Origin of the sequence: Enterococcus sp. DIV2419 (assembly GCF_051711865.1) — a bacterium.
In the GTDB taxonomy this organism is placed as follows: Bacteria; Bacillota; Bacilli; order Lactobacillales; family Enterococcaceae; genus Enterococcus; species Enterococcus faecalis.
In genome coordinates this window covers 440186-462006 of the sequence record NZ_JBIONS010000001.1, presented here as the reverse complement: position 1 = coordinate 462006, position 21821 = coordinate 440186, and the positions used below count along the sequence as shown (strand labels likewise).

24 protein-coding genes and 2 pseudogenes are annotated in these 21821 nt (G+C 37.5%); 6 read left to right on the top strand and 20 right to left on the bottom strand.

Annotation, left to right across the window (positions count from 1 at the left end):
- Positions 1-358: 358 nt before the first annotated feature.
- Positions 359-838, bottom strand: a complete 480-nt coding sequence (rlmH, locus tag IGI97_RS02185; RefSeq protein ID WP_002380931.1) for a 23S rRNA (pseudouridine(1915)-N(3))-methyltransferase RlmH — start codon at positions 836-838, stop codon at positions 359-361.
- Positions 839-1238: 400 nt separating this feature from the next.
- On the opposite strand from rlmH, the gene IGI97_RS02180 reads away from it, so the two are divergent.
- Positions 1239-2537 (top strand): S1C family serine protease, encoded by a 1299-nt coding sequence (locus tag IGI97_RS02180; RefSeq protein WP_002368406.1) that lies wholly within the window; start codon positions 1239-1241, stop codon positions 2535-2537.
- A 46-nt stretch (positions 2538-2583) separates the two neighbouring features.
- Here IGI97_RS02180 and ytpR read toward each other — a convergent pair whose 3' ends face one another.
- The 4 genes from ytpR to pepA all read right to left on the bottom strand — a co-directional run bounded on the left by ytpR (position 2584) and on the right by pepA (position 5420).
- Complete coding sequence (gene ytpR / locus IGI97_RS02175; protein ID WP_002361057.1) at positions 2584-3204, bottom strand: YtpR family tRNA-binding protein; 621 nt, start codon at positions 3202-3204, stop codon at positions 2584-2586.
- Between the two features lie 210 nt (positions 3205-3414).
- A complete protein-coding gene (locus IGI97_RS02170; RefSeq protein ID WP_002385249.1) occupies positions 3415-3870 on the bottom strand; it encodes a universal stress protein in 456 nt (151 codons plus the stop codon).
- Between the two features lie 147 nt (positions 3871-4017).
- Entirely contained in the window at positions 4018-4332 is a 315-nt protein-coding gene (locus IGI97_RS02165) for a thioredoxin family protein (RefSeq protein ID WP_002355015.1), read from the bottom strand.
- 11 nt (positions 4333-4343) lie between these two features.
- On the bottom strand, positions 4344-5420 hold the full coding sequence (pepA, locus tag IGI97_RS02160; RefSeq protein ID WP_002355013.1) for a glutamyl aminopeptidase: 1077 nt from the start codon (positions 5418-5420) through the stop codon (positions 4344-4346).
- A 306-nt stretch (positions 5421-5726) separates the two neighbouring features.
- Between pepA and IGI97_RS02155 the strand changes: the two genes are divergently transcribed.
- Entirely contained in the window at positions 5727-6068 is a 342-nt protein-coding gene (locus IGI97_RS02155) for a PepSY domain-containing protein (RefSeq protein ID WP_002355012.1), read from the top strand.
- A 318-nt stretch (positions 6069-6386) separates the two neighbouring features.
- Positions 6387-8042, top strand: coding sequence for a peptide ABC transporter substrate-binding protein (locus tag IGI97_RS02150; protein WP_002355011.1), 1656 nt, complete (start codon positions 6387-6389; stop codon positions 8040-8042).
- A gap of 66 nt (positions 8043-8108) precedes the next feature.
- Here IGI97_RS02150 and IGI97_RS02145 read toward each other — a convergent pair.
- From IGI97_RS02145 to IGI97_RS02115, 7 genes and pseudogenes are all read right to left on the bottom strand, one after another.
- Positions 8109-8945 (bottom strand): annotated as a pseudogene (locus IGI97_RS02145) (PTS system mannose/fructose/sorbose family transporter subunit IID).
- Positions 8917-9690: a PTS N-acetylgalactosamine transporter subunit IIC gene (agaW, locus tag IGI97_RS02140; RefSeq protein WP_002355009.1), complete on the bottom strand. Its 774-nt coding sequence runs from the start codon at positions 9688-9690 to the stop codon at positions 8917-8919. The pseudogene IGI97_RS02145 and the gene agaW overlap by 29 nt, the downstream one beginning before the upstream one ends.
- A 24-nt stretch (positions 9691-9714) precedes the next feature.
- A complete protein-coding gene (gene nagA / locus IGI97_RS02135) occupies positions 9715-10866 on the bottom strand; it encodes an N-acetylglucosamine-6-phosphate deacetylase (RefSeq protein WP_002386286.1) in 1152 nt (383 codons plus the stop codon).
- A 46-nt stretch (positions 10867-10912) separates the two neighbouring features.
- Positions 10913-11389, bottom strand: a complete 477-nt coding sequence (agaV, locus tag IGI97_RS02130) for a PTS N-acetylgalactosamine transporter subunit IIB (RefSeq protein WP_002355007.1) — start codon at positions 11387-11389, stop codon at positions 10913-10915.
- Between the two features lie 26 nt (positions 11390-11415).
- Positions 11416-11853 carry a PTS sugar transporter subunit IIA gene (locus IGI97_RS02125; RefSeq protein WP_002361048.1) on the bottom strand — a complete coding sequence of 146 codons (438 nt, stop codon included), beginning with the start codon at positions 11851-11853 and terminating at the stop codon, positions 11416-11418.
- Between the two features lie 146 nt (positions 11854-11999).
- Positions 12000-13094, bottom strand: a pseudogene (locus IGI97_RS02120) (acyltransferase family protein).
- A gap of 86 nt (positions 13095-13180) precedes the next feature.
- A complete protein-coding gene (locus IGI97_RS02115; RefSeq protein WP_002355003.1) occupies positions 13181-13969 on the bottom strand; it encodes a carbohydrate deacetylase in 789 nt (262 codons plus the stop codon).
- Positions 13970-14140: 171 nt separating this feature from the next.
- On the opposite strand from IGI97_RS02115, the gene IGI97_RS02110 reads away from it, so the two are divergent.
- A complete protein-coding gene (locus tag IGI97_RS02110) occupies positions 14141-14893 on the top strand; it encodes a MurR/RpiR family transcriptional regulator (RefSeq protein WP_002365331.1) in 753 nt (250 codons plus the stop codon).
- A gap of 68 nt (positions 14894-14961) precedes the next feature.
- Here the strand turns inward: IGI97_RS02110 and IGI97_RS02105 are convergent, their stop codons facing one another.
- Complete coding sequence (locus IGI97_RS02105) at positions 14962-15513, bottom strand: DNA-3-methyladenine glycosylase I (protein WP_284955217.1); 552 nt, start codon at positions 15511-15513, stop codon at positions 14962-14964.
- Positions 15514-15589: 76 nt separating this feature from the next.
- The gene (locus IGI97_RS02100; protein WP_016626371.1) at positions 15590-16366 is read right to left on the bottom strand and encodes a peptidase C39 family protein; all 777 of its coding nucleotides are present in this window, start codon (positions 16364-16366) and stop codon (positions 15590-15592) included.
- A 216-nt stretch (positions 16367-16582) separates the two neighbouring features.
- On the opposite strand from IGI97_RS02100, the gene IGI97_RS02095 reads away from it, so the two are divergent.
- A complete protein-coding gene (locus IGI97_RS02095; protein ID WP_002354999.1) occupies positions 16583-16945 on the top strand; it encodes a hypothetical protein in 363 nt (120 codons plus the stop codon).
- Between the two features lie 119 nt (positions 16946-17064).
- On the opposite strand, the gene thiT is transcribed toward IGI97_RS02095, so the two are convergent.
- From thiT to IGI97_RS02080, 3 genes are all read right to left on the bottom strand, one after another.
- Complete coding sequence (gene thiT / locus IGI97_RS02090) at positions 17065-17640, bottom strand: energy-coupled thiamine transporter ThiT (RefSeq protein ID WP_002354998.1); 576 nt, start codon at positions 17638-17640, stop codon at positions 17065-17067.
- A gap of 162 nt (positions 17641-17802) precedes the next feature.
- Positions 17803-18456, bottom strand: coding sequence for a PepSY domain-containing protein (locus IGI97_RS02085; protein ID WP_002392676.1), 654 nt, complete (start codon positions 18454-18456; stop codon positions 17803-17805).
- Between the two features lie 77 nt (positions 18457-18533).
- Positions 18534-19319 (bottom strand): hypothetical protein, encoded by a 786-nt coding sequence (locus IGI97_RS02080; protein ID WP_002354996.1) that lies wholly within the window; start codon positions 19317-19319, stop codon positions 18534-18536.
- 233 nt (positions 19320-19552) lie between these two features.
- On the opposite strand from IGI97_RS02080, the gene IGI97_RS02075 reads away from it, so the two are divergent.
- Positions 19553-20287: a class A sortase gene (locus IGI97_RS02075; RefSeq protein WP_002354994.1), complete on the top strand. Its 735-nt coding sequence runs from the start codon at positions 19553-19555 to the stop codon at positions 20285-20287.
- 47 nt (positions 20288-20334) lie between these two features.
- Here the strand turns inward: IGI97_RS02075 and IGI97_RS02070 are convergent, their stop codons facing one another.
- The 3 genes from IGI97_RS02070 to IGI97_RS02060 form a co-directional block, all read right to left on the bottom strand.
- Positions 20335-20565, bottom strand: coding sequence for a hypothetical protein (locus IGI97_RS02070; protein WP_002383277.1), 231 nt, complete (start codon positions 20563-20565; stop codon positions 20335-20337).
- A gap of 88 nt (positions 20566-20653) precedes the next feature.
- Positions 20654-21124, bottom strand: a complete 471-nt coding sequence (locus tag IGI97_RS02065; RefSeq protein ID WP_002378799.1) for a low molecular weight protein-tyrosine-phosphatase — start codon at positions 21122-21124, stop codon at positions 20654-20656.
- Positions 21125-21164: 40 nt separating this feature from the next.
- Positions 21165-21734, bottom strand: coding sequence for a TetR/AcrR family transcriptional regulator (locus IGI97_RS02060; RefSeq protein ID WP_002354991.1), 570 nt, complete (start codon positions 21732-21734; stop codon positions 21165-21167).
- Positions 21735-21821 lie beyond the last annotated feature (87 nt).

Below are 21821 nucleotides of genomic sequence, written 5' to 3'. Positions count from 1 at the left end.
ATTACTGTCAATAGCGTTTTCTTCATTGAAGAGCTTATTCAACTTTTCTCGTTAAAAATATTGATTTTTATGATAATCCCTTAATTTTTTCTCATTTTAAAATAATAATCATGGATGCTGAACCTGTTTCTGAGGCACAACAATTGGACAATTTTTTTGAAAAAACGAGAGGAATGACCATTGTTTTTTGCCATTCCTCTCATTTTTATTTATTGTTTGAACGGTAACGTTTCTCTCAAACCAGTTTGATTGAATTTTTTTATTTTCTATCAGACAAACAGACTAAAGATATTTTACTTCATATATTTTTCAAGCAATGACTTGATTCATAGAACTTACTGAGCAACCAGCCTACTTCCTATTTATGATACGGTTCCCCTTTCATAATCCGAAAACCACGATAAATTTGTTCCACTAATACCAAACGCATTAACTGATGTGGATAAGTTAAGCGGCCAAAAGAAATTTGTTGGTTACTTCGCCGAAGGACTGAATCACTGAGACCTAAGGAGCCACCAATGACAAAGGTTAGATTACTTTTGCCACTAATCCCTAATTGTTCAATTTCTTTTGAAAATTCTTCACTAGATAATTGTTTGCCATTAATGGCTAAAACAAAGACGTATTCGTTGTCATTAATTTTCCCCAAAATACGTTGGCCTTCTTTTTCTTTGACTTGAAGCATTTCAGCGTCACTGAGTTTTTCTGGGGCTTTTTCATCTGGTACTTCAATGATTTCCATCTTGGCATAGCTATTTAAACGTTTCAGATATTCATTAATGCCTTGAATCAGGTATTTTTCTTTCAGTTTTCCGACTGTTACTAGTTTAATTTTCACCTATTCCACTACTTTCTCGTTTTCTCTTCTTTCTTATTTTAGCACGAAGTTTGGCTACTTTCCACAACGTTTCCACATACTTATACACATATACACAGAGTTATCCACAGAACAAACTAAAAAATTACTTTATTTAACAGCTTTTTCAATACAAACACATATTCGCCACTGATTTGTCCACATTATCCACATTCTGTGGATAACTTTCTTAAAAACTATACACAGAGTTATTCCCGATTTGTTCACATTTTTCTGTGTATAACTTTTTCATTCGTATTTTTTCTGTAATTTTTCCCTAAGTTGTTCATAAAAAATTCAAAGCTATTCGATAGACTAAAGGAGTAGGAAACAGATATACTTAATATAGAAAATTCAGATGCACTTATTGGGAGGTTATTTTATGCAACGAAAAGATGTTACACCTAATTCAGATAAAAAAAGTTTATTGCAAAAATTTGGGATTGGTTTAGCTGGCGGCTTACTTGGTGGCGCCCTTATTCTAGGAGGCGCTTATTCTGGGATTATTCCCACACCCAACGGCGGAAATAATGCGGCGACGACGACATCCACTAATCACGGCGACACAAAAGTCAGCAATGTAAGTTACAATGTGTCTAGCGATGTCACAAAAGCCGTGAAAAAAGTTCAAAATTCTGTGGTTTCTGTCATTAATATGCAAAGTGCTAGCAACAATTCTTCGGCAGATGATCCTTTTGGGGGATTGTTCGGTGGGAATGAAGGTACTCAAGACTCTTCCGGCAACAATGGTAACGATTTAGAAGCAGCCAGTGAAGGTAGTGGGGTTATTTATAAGAAAGATGGTAAAACGGCTTATGTCGTGACAAATAACCACGTCGTAGATAAAGCGCAAGGATTGGAAGTTGTTTTATCTGATGGTACCAAAGTGAAAGGCGAATTAGTCGGAACCGATGCTTACACGGATTTAGCCGTGATTAAAATTTCTTCCGACAAAGTTGATCAAGTCGCTGAGTTTGGGAATTCTAGTAAAATCACAGTCGGTGAGCCTGCTATTGCGATTGGTTCCCCTCTAGGCTCTGATTATGCTAACTCTGTCACACAAGGAATCATCTCTTCTGTGAATAGAAATATTACCAATAAAAACGAGTCTGGTGAAACCATCAATATTAATGCCATTCAAACCGATGCTGCCATCAATCCAGGAAACTCTGGTGGTCCACTAATCAATATTGAAGGACAAGTCATTGGCATTAACTCAGTAAAAATTGTGCAATCAACTAGTCAAGTGAGCGTTGAAGGGATGGGCTTTGCCATTCCAAGTAATGACGTAGTCAACATTATCAACCAATTAGAAAAAGATGGTAAAGTGACGCGGCCAGCTCTCGGGATTACGATGTCTGATTTAACAGGTATCTCTTCACAACAACAAGAACAAATTTTAAAAATTCCAGCTTCTGTAAAAACTGGCGTAGTGGTTCGTGGTGTTGAAGCAGCGACCCCTGCTGAAAAGGCTGGATTGGAAAAATACGATGTTATCACGAAAGTTGACGGCCAAGACGTAAGCTCTACTACAGATTTACAAAGCGCGCTTTACAAGAAAAAAGTTGGCGACAAAATGGAAGTGACTTATTATCGTGGTTCTAAAGAAATGAAAGCAACCATCGATTTAACCATTGATAAATCAGCTTTAACACAACAAAATAATCGCAGCAATCAATAAAAGAAAGAAACGACCTGTTATTCAAACAACAGGTCGTTTCTTTCTTTTATTCTCCTACCGCAAATGCAGAACCAACTTCTGCATCAAAAGGCAATTCTAAGATTCCTTTTTTAGCAGGTGCATTTGGTAAACGTAATTCTTTTGCTGAACAAATCATTCCAAAACTTTCTTCCCCACGTAAAACCCCTGGCCAAATCATTAAACCATCAGGCATCATTGCGCCTGGCTTGGCAACAACTACTTTTTGTCCTGCTTTGATGTTCGGTGCGCCACAAACAATTTGTAAGATTTCGCCGTTGTCTACTTCTGTTTGTGTGATAGATAAATGATCTGAATCTGGGTGTTTTTTACATGATTTGACAAAGCCAACCACAATTTTAGGGGTGTCGTCTTTTTCAAGGGTTTCTGAAAATCCCGCATCTTTAATCGCTGTATTGACTTTTTCGATTTGCTCGTCTGTTAAAGTTACTTGGCCGGTGCCATTAATGTCGCCTAGAAGCGCTGAAGCATTGAAAATATTCCAAGCTACCACTGTTTCTGGCGCCTCAACTAAACTTACACGTGCCACATCGCCGACACGTTTTACTTGGTTTTCCGCACCTTGATCGTCCGCAACGATGACAAGTAAGACATCGCCAACGTGTTCTTTATTATATGCAAAAATCATTTCTGTTCCTCCTCTGTCGTTTTCCTGTCTTATCTTATCAAAAATTAACCCATTGTGCATACTTTTTTGTCGAAAAACTAAAAGACTTGGAAAATATGTCGCTATGACTTATTCTCCAAGTCCTCAATTTTGAGTGACAAGCCGCTGATCCTTTGAAAAAACAAAAGAAACGTTAGGTCAACTCTCTATTCAATCAATAACTTTTTTTGCTTATTTTTCTTCAGAGTGAACAATTAAGACATCGCAAGGAGCTTGACGAATAATGTAGCTACTGACGCTTCCCATGACCACACGTTCGACTGCGTTTAATCCTGATTGTCCCACCATAATTAAATCAACATTGTATTTTTCAGGTAATTCATGACTCATGACTTCTTTGGGTGAACCAAACATGGTAACTGTTTCAACATTATGAAAATCAACGCTTTCAGCATACTTTTTACAATCGGCCATTAATTCTTCCGCAGCGGCTGTTTCTTGATCAATTAATTGATCATTTAACGTCGAATACCCCATCATTGTATACACTTGATTTTCTAAAATATTTGCAACAATGACTCGGCTTCCGTTTCGACGAGCAACCTCAATTGCACGTTCATAAGCTAAATTGGCTTGATCACTACCGTCTACGCCGACAAGAATATTTTTATACATTTGTTCTTCCATTTTCGTCACCTTCCCGATGGAGGCTGATCTAAAAGGCTTCTTTGGCTAAGAAACTAGAGTCAAAAATGAATTTAGGACCCTTACGCAGAACGCCCTTTTGTCCAGCTGATTCTCTCTTAATTTAATGGTTCCTCTGGTTCATGAAAATTAGCCTAAGCTAGTTAAAAATGCACTGATTTCTTCTTTTGTTTTTCGGTCTTTGTTTACTAAGCGTCCTAACTCTTGACCGTTTTCAATTACGACAAAACTCGGAATACCAAAAATATTCCACTCGGCAGCCACGTCAATAAACTGATCACGGTCGACTTCGATAAATTGAAACGCTGGAAATGCTTCTTCAATTTCAGGCATGACTGGTTTAATGAAACGACAGTCTCCGCACCAATCAGCAGTAAAGAAGAAAACATTTTTACCTTTTTCAACATAAGTTGCTAGTTCTTCTAATGAATTGGGATAAATCATTTAAACATCCTCTACTTTCCGTAAACAATTGTATTAACTGTTGATTTATCCAAGCCACGTAATGCTTGTAACAACATTTCCCGCGCTGCTTCATAATCCGCAATACTAAACATTGTTTGATGCGTATGGATGTAACGACCACAAACGCCGATGACTGTACTTGGTACACCATTATTAGTTGTGTGCGCTGCCCCAGCATCCGTTCCGCCTTTAGAAACAAAATATTGATACGGAATATTGTGTGTCGCAGCTGTATCTAATAAATATTCACGTAAGCGAGGCAATGTGATCAAACCTGGGTCGAAAATCCGTAATAACGTTCCTTCACCTAAATGACCATACGTCCCTTTTTTCGTATGAATATCATCTGCCGCTGAACAATCCACCGCAAAGAAAATATCTGGATTAAATTTATGAACAGATGGTTTAGAACCACGTAAACCAACTTCTTCTTGTACGTTTGCCCCAGCAATTAATGTGTGGCCTAATTCTTCATTTTGTAACGTTTCCAATGCATCTAATACCAACGTACAACCATAGCGGTTATCCCATGATTTACTGATAATATTTTTGCCATTAGCTGTTTTAATCGTTTCTGTTTGTGGAACAATGGAATCCCCTGGACGAACGCCAAAGCTTTCAGCTTCTTCTTTTGAAGAGAATCCTGCATCAAATAACACATCAGAGACTTCTAATTGTTTTTGACCACTCGTACCACGCAACAAGTGTGGCGGAATAGATGAAGAAATACATGGATAGTTCCCTTTACTTGTTTTTAACGTAAAACGTTGTGCTGAAACAACATAGGGATTCCAGCCACCTAAAGGAACTACTTGGAATAAACCATTATCGTTAATTTGAGTTAACATGAAGCCAACTTCGTCCATGTGGGCTGCTACCATTACGCGTGGCGCTGCTTCCACTTTTGAACGTTTAATCCCAAAAATACCACCTAAACCATCATATTGGACATCGTCCACTAATGGGGTGATATGTTCTTTCATGTACGCGCGAATGTCGTCTTCAAATCCGCTGGTTCCTTGTAATTCAGTTAATTCCTTGATTCGTTGAAATGTTTTTTCTTCCATAGATGTATGTCCTATTGCTTTTGATTTGTTGGAAATTACGCCAACCAAGCGTCACTTTTTCTCTAAAAAGTCACTTTATCCTGTCGATAAAAATAGGTACTCCTTTCATATGATTTCACTCTTATTATAACGCAAATACTAGAAAATGCACATCGCTTTCTCTTTTTAAACGTGACAATGAGAATGCCCTAAAAGAATGATTGAAAAACTTTTTTTATTTCTCAGCGGCCCCTTCTCTATGGTAAAATAAGAGTGATACTGACAAAAGTAATAGTAAGCAGAAACCGACCAAGGGAGGTCATACAAATGAACGAAGAAAATGAGTTGACATACTTTAAAGGCGGCTTAGCGCTAGGCGTTGGTCTTGGTTTAGTAGGCGGCATTGCCTCAACCTTGTTCTACCATAAGAAAAAAACAATCTCCGCTGATCTCGTCTTAGAAAATGTAAAAGCTGCTTTTTTAAAAGAAGGACCGATTGAAGGTTCGTGGATTGAGTTTGAGAAAAAGCCCTTGCGGAAATTCGCCATCCACTCCAAAACATATACTGGAGGAATTTGCCGCATTGAAGACGACGGCATTGTTCAATACGAATTCACTGCAGATGCCTACACAGGAACTGTCATTGACATTCAACGATTAAAAGATTAAAAAGATTGTTACAAAAGCACTTATTTGCTTTTGTAACAATCTTTTTTTCTTCTCATTTGTTTTTTGTAAAAGGGATGTTTATTTTATGTCAAAAAAATCAAATCAATGATGAATAAATACTCAAAGATCGAATGTTTTCTGCATGGAAATCAGCTTAAATCTTTACTTATCAACGTTTGTCCACTTTTTTCATAAAAAAGATTAGACATTTTTTAAAAATTGATAAAAGAATAATCATTTCTAACGATTTTTTAATTTCTCCTTTTCATTTTTACATTATACTGAGAGTATTGCTAAAAATGAAAAGGAGCGTGTCAAATGAAGAAATCTGTTTTATTTACTTCATTACTTGTATTATCAAGCTTAGCTTTAGCGGCCTGCGGCGGTGGCAGTGACGATAAAGGAGCTAGCAACGGCGGCAGCGACAACCAAGTATACACAATGGTTGAATCCCAAGAAATGCCTAGTGCCGATCCGTCCCTTGCGACAGATGAAGTGAGTTTTACCACTTTAAATAATGTCTACGAAGGAATCTATCGTTTAGATAAAGACAACAAACCCGCGCCTGCTGGTGCAGCCGAAAAAGCGACTGTTTCAGAAGACGGTTTAGTTTACAAAGTTAAATTACGTGAAGAATCAAAATGGTCTGATGGCAAACCAGTTACTGCTGCAGATTACGTTTACGGTTGGCAACGAACAGTGGACCCTGCCACTGCTTCAGAATATGCCTACATGTTTGAACCAGTAAAAAATGCTGAAAAAATTTCTAAAGGGGAACTACCTAAAGAAGAATTGGGCATTAAAGCAATCAATGATCATGAATTGGAAATCACTTTAGAAACAGCAACACCATATTTTGACGATTTATTGGCTTTCCCTTCTTTCTTGCCGCAACGTCAAGATATCGTTGAACGTTTTGGTAAAGATTATACAAAGAGTAGCGATAAAGCAGTCTACAATGGTCCCTTTACGCTAACTGAGTTTGATGGTCCCGGAACAGATACTAAATGGTCTCTAACTAAAAATGAAGAATATTGGGACAAAGAGACTGTCAAGTTAGATAAAGTCGCTATCAACGTGGTGAAAGAAGCCCCAACTGCCTTAAATCTTTATGAAACCGGTGAAGTGGATGATACGTATTTATCTGGCGAACTGGCCCAACAAATGCAAAACTCGCCTGACTTGGTCCAATTAAAAGCCGCTTCTTCTTTCTATTTAGAAATGAATCAAGCAGATGAAAAATCACCATTGACCAACGCAAACTTACGTCGTGCTATGTCTTATGCCATCGATCGCGATTCATTAGCTAAAAACATTTTAGCCAATGGCTCTCTTCCTTCACAAGGCTTCGTTCCTGTGGATGTCGCGAAATCACCAAAAACGGGTGAAGACTTTGTTAAAGAAGCCGGCAGCGACAAATTAGTCAAATACGACAAGAAAAAAGCTGTGGAATACTGGAACAAAGCGAAACAAGAACTTGGTGTTTCCAACTTAACGGTTGATTTAATGGTAGACGACTCTGAAGGCGCTAAAAAAATGGGCGAATATCTTCAAGGATCACTGTCTGATACTTTGGAAGGCTTAAAAGTAACTGTGACGCCTGTCCCTATGGCTGTTCGCTTAGATCGTACCTTAAAAGGGGATTTCCAAATCGCTGTTCGTGGTTGGAGTGCCGACTATTCAGACCCAATTAACTTCTTAGATTTATTAGAAAGCTCAACTTCTAATAACCGTGGACGTTACAGCAATCCTGAATACGATAAATTCATTGCTGCGTCCAAAACTACAGATGTTAACGATCCTGAAAAACGCTGGGAAGATCTAATCAACGCTGAAAAAACAGTAATTGCTGATATGGGTGTTGTGCCAATTTACCAAAAAGCAGAATCACACTTACGTGCACCAAACGTGAAAGAAATTATTTATCATCCAACAGGTGCTAAATACGACTTCAAGTGGGCGTATAAAGAATAATCACTCGATTAAATTTAGAAAAAGATTTGGAACAATAGCGATTTTGGCTATCATTCCAAATCTTTTTTATATAATTCCGACTAAAGAACCTAACAACCCAAAAATCACAGTAAAAATAATTAAAGCAATCGGCGTGCGTCCTTTTTTCAACATAATAAAACAAAACAGCGTAAACACTAACGGTAATAAATTGGGCATGATTGTATCAAACAACTGTGTTTGAAGGTCTAACTTAGTATCTTTCAAGCGAAAAACAAAAGTTGTCGTTAATTGTACACTCTTCGGAATCAACGCACCCACCACGGAAATTCCTACAATTGTTGCTGAACGAGATAATTTTTTAGTACTTTCGCTTAAAACTGAAATTGCTTTGACACCCATTTTATAACCTAGATTAATTAACCCAATTTTGGCAGCCATATACGGAATATTAAATAACAACAAGAAAACAATTGGTCCTAAGATATTGCCTTCTAATGATAGTTGTGAACCAATCGCTGCTGCAATCGGCAAAACGGTTAAATAAAATAACGCATCCCCAATTCCGCCTAACGGGCCCATCAACGCTGTTTTAATCGCTTGAATGGATTTTGGTGATTCTTTTGACTCTTCCATTGCAATAATCACACCATGCATGAATGTCACCAATTGTGGATTCGTGTTCATAAATTGTAAATGATTTTACAAAGAAAGAGCTAAGTCTTCTTTATCACGATGAATCTTTTTCAGTCCTGGAATTAATGAGTAGGTCCAGCCGCCTGCTTGCATTCTTTCATAATTAAATGAAGATTGTAGCAGATACGAACGGAACATTATTTTTTTTAACTCTTTTTTTGTTATTACTTTTTCGGATATCGTATCATTATATGTTTCTTCAGATGCCATCTTCTTCAAACCCTCCATTATTATTTGATGCAGTGACTGTATTATTTCTTTGTGCGTAAAATTCATATAAAGCAATTGCGACAGCTAAACCTGCAACCGCTAATGTATCTAACCCTAAATAGGCAGCCATAACAAAACCAAAAATAAAGAACGGCACGTAGGATGTTTCCCACATCGTTTTTAATAACATGGCGAAACCTACTGCTGGCATCATACCACCTGCAACGCTCAAGCCATGAATACTCCATTCGGGTAGAATAGAAATGAAACTAGATGCTTTATCAGCACCAAAGAAAATACATAAAAACACTACAAAAAAATAACAAATGAATAAAACGATTGGGACAAAACTAGACAATCTTTCGATCCCTCTTGTATCTGCTTTTTTTGCATAAGCATCAAATTTATGCATAATTGGTGACATCGCTGTATATAACAAGGTAATTAACGCTTGCGCTGCAACTGCGAAAGGAACAGCCAACCCTACGGTTACTTGCGGGTCAGATTTTGTGATAATTGCTAACGCTGTTCCAATAACTCCCCCAATTACTACGTTGGGTGGTTGCGCACCGCCGATTGCTACTGCACCAATCCAAACTAACTCTAGCGTTGCTCCAGTGATTAACCCTGTGTTGACATCTCCCAATATTAAACCAACAATCAGCCCTGTAACAATCGGACGATGAATATGTGTCTGTAAGACAAGCTTATCAACCCCTGCTATCCCAGCCCAAATTCCTACCAAAATTGCCTGTACTAACATTTTTTTCCTCCTATTAGACTTCGTCTACTTTTTATAAACTGTTTCACCATTTACTAAGGTTTCTAGCACTTCGTATTTCTCATCAATAATTGTAAAATTACCTAAAAGCCCTAGTTTGATTTCTCCCATAGATTCGTTCACATTCAACAAACGAGCTGGATTTTTCGTGACTGAATTAATAGCAATCACTTCTGGAAGTAATGCTTTTTCAACAAGGTTGCGAACCATATTATTTAAATGGTTCGTACTTCCAGCTAACTTACCATTGGCTAAACGAACCACATTTTGTTCATCAATAACCATTTCGATCCCTTTTTCTGGTTTTGGATAAACGCCTGGTTGACATCCTTTGGCCCAGATAGAATCTGTCACAGCAATTAAATAGTCCTTGCCTTTTAGTTTGGCTAACACACGTACTAATGAATAATCAACATGTACCCCATCAGCAATAATTTCAGCAAACGTTTCTTCACTATCCAAAGCAGCAACTACTGCGGTTGGTTTCCGGTGACTGATATCTTCCATTCCATTAAACGTATGGGTAAAACTTTTTGCACCTGCTTCGACAGCTGCCATTGCTTGTTCATAGGTTGCAGCCGTATGGCCAATTGAAATGACTACATCATGTTCATGACAATATGTAGTCAAGGCATTCTCTACATCATTTTCTGGTGCCAACGTCATTAATTTTATGTGCCCTTTTGCTAACTCTTGCCATTTTTTAAATGTCTCAACGGATGGTTTTACTAATAACTCTGGATTATGAGAGCCACGAAATTCTTCAGAAATCATTGGTCCTTCCGCATGAATCCCTAAGATTTGTGCCCCGTTGGTTCCTTGGTCTTCCTCAATAAATGAACCAATCACTTCAAATGAATGTTCCAAGTCTTTTGGAAATGTGGTTGACGTTGTTGGTAAAAAGGCTGTAATCCCTTCTTCTGGAAGGTAAGCTTGCCACTCTTTGATAAATTCATGATTGGCATGATTGGCATCCCCACCATGCCAACCATGATCATGAATATCAATAAATCCTGGAAGAATGCGCTTTTCTCCGTATTCTTTGTCGACAGCTTTTTCATTGTACGGTAGAATTGCAACAATTCGTTGTTCTGACACTTCAACTTGAGCTGGTTGAAATTGTTCGTTAATCCATACGTTTTTACTTTGAATAATCATTCTTCCCACTTCTTCTCTTCAAAATTATTGTCCAACATTACTTTTTTTATGAAAATAATGCATCTAAACTTTCTTCTGGCGTTGACGGTACACGTTGAATCGAAAGTTTAACACCTAATTCTTGTAGCTTTTTAAAGGCGTCTACATCTGTTTTATTAACGGCAACAGCGGTAGCTACTTGTTTTTTGCCTTCTTCCATATGCATATTACCAATGTTTAATTTTTCAATTGGCACACCACCCTCTACCAAGCGCAATGCATCAACAGGATTATCAACTAACAGAAAAATCTTTTGTCTTTCTGAGGCTTTATGAATGACCTCAATCGTTTTCTTAATGGAGAAAAAACGGGTTTGTACTTCTGCAGGAGCCGCCATGTTTAACAATTGTTGGCGCATTGTATCCTCAGAAATTGCATCATTTGCGACTAAAATTAAGTTGGCGCCTAAAGAACCGTTCCATTGTGTTGCGACTTGACCATGAATCAAGCGATTATCAATTCTTGTTAATAAAATATTCGGCATAGTGCTTCCTCCTCTTTTCTAATTGGTTAGATTCCGTCTGCTTCTTCTTGAGTATTTGCTTGTGGTTGTTCTAGTTTTTTATGAACAATCCCGTCTCTGGCTGAATCTGTGACCATTGAAACAAAATCTTCTACGTTCGTGCTGATTGTGCGTAATGCAAGTCCTTCAAGAACCATCGGTAAATTTGTTCCTGCTAACACTTCGACATTTGGATAATTACTTGCGACAGTCATTGAAATTCTAAACGGTGTGCCACCTAAAAGGTCAGTTAAAATGACCACTGCTGGACACGTCTCCAGCATAGAGTCAACGGCTTTACGAATGTTTGACTCTAATACATCAAGCCCTGTATCATTGAAAAAAGGGACTGCCTGAACATTTGCTTGCTCTCCTGCAATCATACTAACTGATTGATGCATTCCAGTTGAAAATACCCCATGTCCCGTTAAAATAAGACCTATCATTTATTCTTTCTCCCCTAACTATTTACTGAGCTTACTATTTAATTGGATAAGCAGAACTTATTCCTCAAAGAGTGTAACAATTCTTGTAACAATTGAGTATGCTTTCCCATGATTTTGGACGATGATTTCTATTTAAGAACATGTCCCTATACAGATACAAGGCGTCCCAACTTAAATATGCTTTTGAAAAAATGCTCGATTACAACCGTTAACCCAAATGAGCCAACAAATGTACCCATATACAACACAAGAATAACCAAGCTGACTGGTTGATTGGTTAAAAACGGGTGGACCAGTTTCAAGACCACTTGAAAAATAAAAACATTCGCTAAATAACTGCGATACGCATAAGTGGCTATCCATTTAACCATTGGTAAAAGACGAATCTTTTTGGCTATTCCTTGCGTTCCCAAATAAAAAACCAACCCGATAATCAGTAAACAATAGGCACTTTGAAGAGGATCCAAATAAGGTAGATCGTTCGGTGTCATCTGTGTTCCATCAAATAAATTCCCTTGGACTGCCTGCCAAAAAATAAAAAGAAACAACAGAAATAGCACCACTCTCGTCTTTTTCAAGAAAGTAAAAATTTCCCCCTGATACTTCGCTGCGATGACCCCGAAAATACCATAAATGAGATAACTAAGCCCTGAACGATCTATTAAGTACCAAAGAGAAGTTTCTGCATATGGAAAAATCATTTTCTGGTACCAGAAGCATCAAAGGATATGCGCACCGATTGTAAAAAAAATAATTGGTAAAATCACTTTTTTGTTTTTTGTAATTCTTGTTGCCAACCAAATAAAATACGGCATAAATAATTGGAATTGCAACATCATTACGGCATACCATAGATGTGCCGCGCTATCACCACTGAGAACTTTTCCTAGAAATCCTAGGAGCGTTTCATAGGGCATTCGTTGTTGTAAACTAGGAAAAGCATATAGATAGAGACTGGACCAGACCACATAAGGAAGCACCAATTCATAAAATTTTTCCTTTAAAAATTCAAGATACGATTCAGCTTGACTCTTTAACACCATGTTGTAAATAATTGCAAAAATAAACATGGGTGCCGAATATTTAGACATTCGGTAAAAACTACCGATTGAATTCATTGCTTCCGTTTGCGGAGAATGTGTCAACACGTATGATAAAACCGTTTGTAAAATAACTGATGCTACAGCGAAAACTTTTAAAAAATCACTGATATTCAGATTTATTGGTTGTTCTTTACTCATGTACGTCCTCTTTCTTTCAATAATTTAGCGTGTAAGTAAGCGCTCGGATTAAGAACTTACTCACACGCTATTCACGCTTCTTTGATTTACATTGCTAGCGATTCATAATTGGCTAACAAGATGCCGCGTTCTTCAATCGCTTCTTTGACTTCTTGGGACGTTAATATTTCCACTTCACGAATGCGAGGCATACAATACCCTGATTGATTTTGTAAAATAGTATCGATAAACGCAGGATGACAATTGATTTCAAAGACCTCTCCTTCACTACAAACAACCATATCAAGCAATTGCAAGATGGTTTCAGTTGAAATCGCTTTGTCATAAAATTGGTACAACATTTCATCTGGCGTGCGAACATCCTGATATAACTCTAAATAGTCTTTTGTTTCAATACTTCTTGAGGCGTTACGTAAAGGTAATTGATATTTGCGAGCAAGTGCCAAAGCCACACCTAATAACTTTTCATTTTTTCCATGAACGTTATGATGAGAATCAATATGATCAGGGCGTCTGCCACTTTTCATAAATGAAATAATTTGAGCATCCCATTCGTTATAAACCTCTTCTAAATTGACTTTTTCTTCAAAAATCGATTGATGCCAAAAATAACCAGCTTCATCTACTAAGGAAGGGACCATTTCTCGAGGTAAAATAGGTTTTGCTTGGTTCAATGTCAATGTTAAATGGACACCGATAGCTAAAGTCGGTGCACTGATTCGAGCACTCTCCATGGCCTCTAAAAAATAAGGAGAAGTTGGTAATGCGGTTGTTGAAGTAACCACGCCACGTTTGTGTGCTTCAATGATTCCTTGCGTTACCGCTGGCGTGTAACCAAAATCATCAGCGTTGATAATTAATTTTTTATTGCTCATTTTTCCTCACTCTCTCTTCTGTTTCATGAATTTTTAGTTGTTTCTCTAATTGATTGTAGCTAAGTAGCGCCGTTTTTTATAGCTAGTTTTCTGATTGAGTGCTATAATCTACAAATAAGACCATGTCCCTAAAAAAGGACATTACGTTCACAAACGACAGGAGGGATCAGCATGCTGTTTTTAACCTACGATCCACAATTAAATCCAACAGAATTAGAGATTTACAAGTATATTAGCCACAATATTGAAAAAGTTCCTTATATGACAATTCGAGAATTAGCAGACGAAATTCATTTCAGTAAAACGGCAATCTGGCGTTTTTGTCAAAAATTCGAGTGTGAAGGCTATACAGATTTTAAATTTAAATTGAAGAATTATCTAAGCGAACGAAAAAAAACAGCCCAACCAAAATCTTTAGATGAAACAATGCTGATTCATTTTTTGCAACGCTCATCAGAAGAATTATTAGAAGGACGGATTGTTCAAGCTGCGGAATTACTGGCAAAAAAAGAATTTGTTCTTTTTATTGGCGAAGGAACGTCCAAAGTCCTAGCTGAATTTGGTGAAATTTATTTTTCCAGTATCTACAATTTATCTGCTTCTGTATCCCACCTTTTTTCCCATCCCGTTAGCAAATTATCCGAAGAAACGGCTAAAAAAGTGGGCGTTATCGCCTTATCAGTTTCGGGTGAAACACAAAAAGTTCGGCAAAATATTGATTATTTTATCGAAATGGGGATTGATGTAATTGCCATTACAAATAGCGAAAAAAGCACGATTGCTCAACTTTCAACAGTCACGATCCCCTACTATATAACAACCGAGAAAAGTTCCATTGCAGACGTAACGTCCCAACTACCTGCACTATTCTTAATAGAAAAGTTGGCGAAAACTGTTTCAACGATGTTAAATGAGTGTCCATAATCACTGCAAAAAAAGGAAGGAACTAGCAATTCATTTTGCTAGTTCCTTCCTTTTTAATTCTTCTATACTTATTTATACTGACACGTTTCTAAATGATCATTCACCAAACCCGCCGCCTGTAAAAAGGAATAGACTGTCGTGGCACCTAAAAATTTAAATCCTCGTTTTTTTAACGCTCGACTAATCTGTTGCGATAATTCCGTGGAGGCTGGAACCTCTTCTGGGTGCTGCCAGTGATTAACGATTGGTTGCTGATCGACAAAGTTCCAGAGGTAGCGATCAAAGGAGCCAAATTCTGCCTGAATTTCTTGAAAAACTTGCGCATTCGTAATGGTCGCTTGAATTTTTAAACGATGACGAATCACACCAGGATTTGCTAGTAAAGCTAAAATTTTTTCCTCATCATATCGTGCAATTTCCCGATAATCAAACGCATCATAAGCTGCTCTAAGCGTTTCTCGTTTATTCAAAATAATCGCCCAGCTTAAGCCTGCTTGCATACTTTCCAAGGTCAATAACTCAAATAACTGTTGCTCTTCATGAACTGGACGTCCCCATTCATCATCATGATAGGCTTGCATCTCTTCAGTTGTATTCGTTGCCCAAGTACATCGCTCCATTGCCCTGCCTCCTTTTATTTGCTAAAAAAGATGCGAACAAAGGGTACTGCCTGTTGTTCCACACCTTTTCTTATTCCTAATAAAATGCCCAGAAGTTTAACGCTTCATTCATCACTTCTTCGGCTGTAAATGTCCGTTTTGAATGGCCCTTTTCTTCTGAATCGTTTGGATCATTAATCCAGAAATCGCCTTTTTCATCCACACCACTCATCACCATAATGTGACCAGTTGTAGTGAAATAGCCCGGTTTTACAGAAATAATGACTGGATGACCTTCCTTCAAGAAAGCTGCCACTGTTTCAATATCCCCAATTTCTTGACAGTTATAGCCTTTCATTTCAGCATATGCACTAAAAATAGACCACGCCGTCCCTTGTCCTTCCATAAAGAAGTCATTTTTTGCCCAAGCTAACACATCCAGAGGGGTAACTTCTTGGTGATCCATGTATGAACCAACCATTGCAAGCGACACAATCGCACAGCCATTAATTTCGATTGTATTTGGCTTATCCACATTGCCAAATCCGTATGCGGTGTCTTTCCATTTAGCATCTGTCTGCAATTCTAACGGCAAATCCAGATGTCCATTATATTGCTTCTTTTCAATTTCTTGATTGACCTGTTGTCCATAGCTTAAAGGTTTGACTTTTTTCTCAATTTTAACTGGTGCTGGTTCTTTTGTTTTACTTGATTCAGCACTAGCTTTGACATATGAATCATCAAACCAACTTGAAAACCCACCTGATTTCATCGGCGAAAACTGCGCTAACAACCCGCCAAAGCCAAACGATACCAACAACACCGCGAGAACTTTTTTTTGGTAACCTGATGGTTTTTTTGACATACTATTCATCCTTTTCTATCTATTGACTACATCCGATAATCTTATGTATTTCTTATATGCTCACACATTATACTACTTTCTTTTTCGAAAAACAGAAACGTTGGTAAATTCTCATAATTATTGAAGGCGAACATATTTTCTTGAATTTTATCACAAAATTAGGTAAAATACAGGTAATTAGTCATTTGAGTTTTATTCTATTTTATTCGTAAAGGAGGCAGAAGAATGGATCAACATAAAGCTACCATCAAGAGCATTTCTAAACTGATTACGCTCTCTTCCCAACATTTCTTTTCGGCATTTTTAGAAGATTCTCAAGATCAAAAGAATAAAGAAAAGGAACGCAGTGCGCTTTTACAAGAGCTCCAAGTCGCTGCCGCCCAAAAATCCTTAGTGGTCTTACAATTGAAAGAAGTCCCTACAGCGCATAAATTCGAAACGGTGATCGGCTGGATTGTCTCAAAAAATATTTCGGACAATATCGTCGTTCGTTTACAAACGGATGAACAACAGTTGCGCATGATTCCTGTTGCTTCTGTCATGAAAGTCAGCACGTTAGCCAATCGTCACCAACGTCAAATTCACTAGAATATTGAAGTCTTTATAAAATAAATGGAAACCACCAACCCTGGCGATTGCAGGTTGGTGGTTTCTTTTATTTATGACTTTAGTCAAAATCCCATGAAACTCCTGACTTAGGACTCAACTTATTTCTTAGGAACAAATAATTGCGGTGCTACTTTTGCCAATAAGCCTAGAACTAGACTTACATATAAACAATTGACGACGGTACTTGTACCGTTTAGAACAAAGGAATAGAGATATGGGCTCATTCCTTCTGGTGCATACATGCCCCAAACCAATACACCCGCCCAAAAATGCCAAAACCAGCGGGCGAAGACTGCGACAACACTTCCTAAAATAATCGTACGAATGGCTGATTTTAAACGATTCGCTTGAAAATACAGTTGAATTTTTCTAGCGAATACGCCACCCATTCCTCCAAACGCAAAAGCAAAGGGATATTCAAAAATAATCTGTGGAACGGACAAGAAATTTTTCATGGCTGTACCGAGAATAATATTTAACATGCCCCAAACAAAGCCTGCTGCAACTCCAGGAAGCAACCCACGACGAAACGAATAAAGAACTAATGGGACCATTCCCAACGATAGGTCCAAGCCACTATTGGCAAATTCAATCGGTAAAAAAGAGAGGGCCATTGCCATTGCTGCGACGACTGTTCCTTCTACCCAAATACGTAAATCCATTTTTCTAGCCAAACAAATTTCCTCCTATGTTCTGACGCTCTCAACCACTAATACATCGTTATTTTACCATAGGGACTTTAGAAAAACACGTTTGTCGAACAAGCAAAAAAATAGCTGATCAGCATTTAAGGGAATCAACTCCTACTCAAACGCATGCCAGCTACTTTTTATCCATTAATCGTCCCGCTCAGTTGTCAAAATTTTACCAGAATGAGCATCGATTTTTACCTCTATTTTTTGTTGGCCCTCTTTCACTTTCACTTCCCAATAGGTGATTCCTAATTCTTTCTCTAACTTCCAATCTGTTGCCTGGCCGACTTTCGCTTCTTTTTCAGCCAAGGTTGTGGCTTGTTCTCTGGAAATGATATTTGTTAAATCAAGTGCCTCTTCTTGCATTTTAACGCCATTTTGTTCATCGGCATCCAAGGTTTCGACTTTTTCTTTTGTGAATTCGCCTGTTTCTGCGTTCACTTCAACTTGATATTCTTTTTGCTGATCCACGCCTTCTATTTCATAAAAATAACGTCCAAAATCTGTATCTAACTGCAGACTTGTTATTTTAGCTTCTGGATATTTTTTCTCAAATGCTGTCGTTACTTTTTCTAAAGAGACAGCTACCGCACTTGTCTTCTCTGATGTCGTCGTTGCTTCTTGTTGTACGGATGAACTTGTTTCAATAGTTGATATTACTGTTTCTTTTTGTTCATTTGTTGATGAAACAGCTGTGGGTGTTTTGGATGTACAGCCAGCTACCAAAAAGAGTGCCAAGCCAGTCATAGAGCCATAGAGTATTTTTTTCATTAAACAACCTTCTTTCCTTTTTATCATTTTATTATACTTGATTTCTCATCCAAATCATAGCTACAAAAAAAAGCCCTACTTTAGTTGATAAAGTTAGAGCTCTCTCAGCCTTCATGGGCCAACATAAAAATTTCACCGAAATCATTCTCTTGTTCAATGTGCCAAATGCGTTTTTCACTATTATAGACAAGCGTTGCCAAAATTTCTTCTTTTTGGTAAGAGGTATTTTTCATCTTGCTAAGTGAATCTTCCACCAAGTAAATAGGAATCCGATATTCTTCTTTATCCACTTCCGTTTGTTGGAAGCAAAAAATAACACCTTCTTGCAAGATACCTTTCATATTTTTAAGTAATTCAGGACTTAATTTTTCGACAGGCGTATTTCGTTTAAAGAAGGCCTTTTTCTGGTTGACTTTCTCTAAAACAACACGTGTAATTTTATCAGCAAAGATTCGATAAAATTCATCAATATAACGATAATAGACACGCGTCATCTGATCTGCAAATTCAAAAAAGACAAAATCATTTTGTAGCTTATAAAAGAAAGGCGAATGCAAACTATTCTTCATGTGTCCAAAATAAAGAAGTTCCGAAATTTCTAATGGCGTTAGCTCTTTTAGCATCGTCACATCGGAAAAGTCAATCCATTTAATCTCTTCAGTCATCCAACGACGTTGTAGCGATTGAAAATAGCGATTGACGCTTTCTTCTCCGCGAATAATTTTCAAGCCTGAATGCATATCGTATTCGCCAGCTTCGGCAGAAGGATCTAATAATAGTAAGTTCTGTGGATGATGCACAATTGAACGAACAAAATCGGAATGGGTAATTCCTTTAGATAAAACCGCGTTGCTGGTTACATCTATATGTACATAAATTAAATCAAGCAAATTCCCATCTCCCCTCTACTAGCCTCCTTACCATTTTACAATATTTTCAAAAGAAAAGCTTGTTTCTTTTACTTTAAAATTCCATTACAAAATGAGGATTTTTTTGAAAAATCAATCGGCTCAGTTGTTTTTTATTAAATTAAGGTCCGGCCAGCTTACCTATTCCCCAAAGAAAATAAATAGGTTTTTCAAATAAATTGTGGTAAACTTGATACATTAAAAGGAGGGAGAATATGCGCCCAAAAGAGAAAAAAAGAGGAAAAAATTGGTTAATCAACAGTTTATTAGTTTTACTATTTATCATTGGCTTGGCCTTAATTTTTAACAATCAGATACGCAGTTGGGTGGTTCAACAAAATAGCCGCTCGTACGCCGTTAGCAAGTTGAAACCAGCCGATGTGAAGAAAAATATGGCTCGTGAAACAACGTTTGACTTTGATTCAGTTGAGTCCTTGAGCACAGAAGCGGTGATGAAAGCCCAATTTGAAAACAAAAACTTACCTGTGATTGGTGCCATTGCGATACCAAGTGTCGAAATTAATTTGCCCATTTTTAAAGGATTGTCAAATGTCGCTTTATTAACTGGTGCCGGGACCATGAAAGAAGATCAAGTCATGGGGAAAAACAATTATGCCTTGGCTAGTCATCGAACGGAAGATGGCGTTTCCTTATTTTCACCTTTAGAAAGAACCAAAAAAGACGAACTCATTTATATCACTGATTTATCTACTGTTTATACATACAAAATAACTTCTGTAGAAAAAATCGAACCAACCCGTGTTGAGTTAATTGATGACGTTCCTGGTCAAAATATGATTACCTTAATTACCTGTGGCGATTTACAAGCAACGACGCGAATTGCTGTTCAAGGAACATTAGCAGCAACGACGCCTATTAAAGACGCCAACGACGATATGTTGAAGGCTTTCCAATTGGAGCAAAAAACCTTAGCCGATTGGGTGGCTTAATAAAAAAATCCTTGAAAAGTTTTGACACTTTTCAAGGATTTTTTGCTTTATTTCATCGCTTGGCGTTCTTGCTGTTTCAAACGAGCAAAACCATAACGAATACCTGCAAATAATAAAACTAACGGAGATAAGAAAACAGAGATCATTAACCATTCACTTGTATACATACTACTAAAAGATAAATGATACGTGACAGCATACACTAGCGGCAGACTCATTATCAACAATAAATAATACAAACTCAATTCAAAAACATAGGATAAATAACTACTGTTCATCTTACTTCCCTCCTGTCTCTTTTTCCCTGAACAATTTGTTAACACTATTGTACCAAGGGGAAACAGAAAGTACTATCGGACTATAGTCCTAATCTTTCAGCTGTGCTTTTATTTTTTTCAACCATTCAGAGGTACCTGCTTCCACTAAGCGGTAAGTTTCCTCAAAATCACCAGTATAATAAGGATCAGGTACGTCCATGGTTTCTTTACCAGCCACAACTTCCATAAATAAATGAATCCGCCGTTGCTCTTCTTGAGGAGCTAATGCTTTTAAATCTGCCACATTATTCGCATCCATCCCAATGATATAATCATATTTTTTAAAATCACTTGGCTGGATTTGTGTCGCCCGCATTCCTTGATAGGAAATTCCTTGTTGCTCCAAAATTTTTCTGGTTCCCTTATGTGGCTGACTGCCAACTTCCCAGTGACTAGTAGCTGCTGAAAATACTTGAATAGTCGATTCTAAACCAGCTTGTTGGACTTTCTGACGAAAAATCGCTTCTGCCATTGGCGAACGACAAATATTGCCTAAACAAACAAATAACACAGTTACCACAACGTTTCACTCCTTCATAAAACTTTTTATCCTTCACACATTACTCATTGGCTTCTTGTTCATACAAATGATAAGCCATAAATTCTGTATCTTTCGCTAAACGGAATAATTGCGTCGCCATTTCCAAAGGAGTCTGAGGATATTCCTCAAGAATCCATTTCGTTAAGACGCCGCTACATCCATAAGAAAAGAAATTCGCATAAAATTGTTTGTCTTTATCTGTTAAATGGTTCTCAACATCGACTTGTTCAAATAATGAAATAAATAAGCGATTGGTCGAAGCGGAAAAAACATTAAGAAGAACTTCTGAATCTGAGGTCACCGTTGTATAGTAAAAATGACTCTTCTCTTTAATCGCTTTTAATAACTTCAGGGCTTGTTCCTCCCAGTTTTCCAAACAAATATCTGTTTCTAAGTAAATCAATGCATCGTGACGATAAATCCAACGTAATAAATCATATTTATCTGTAAAGTGATAATAAAATGTTTGGCGATTCAAGCCCACTTTTTTGGTAATATCTTGGACACTTATTTTACGAAAATCCTTTTGTTCACATAATTCTATTAAAGCTGAAGCGATTGCTTGTTTTGTATCGTGCGTTCCGCTCATGCTGATTCCTCCGCTCCTAATATGTATATACCTCTATAATTGCAAAAAAACGGCCAGATTACAATATTTTCAGATACATTTTATGCA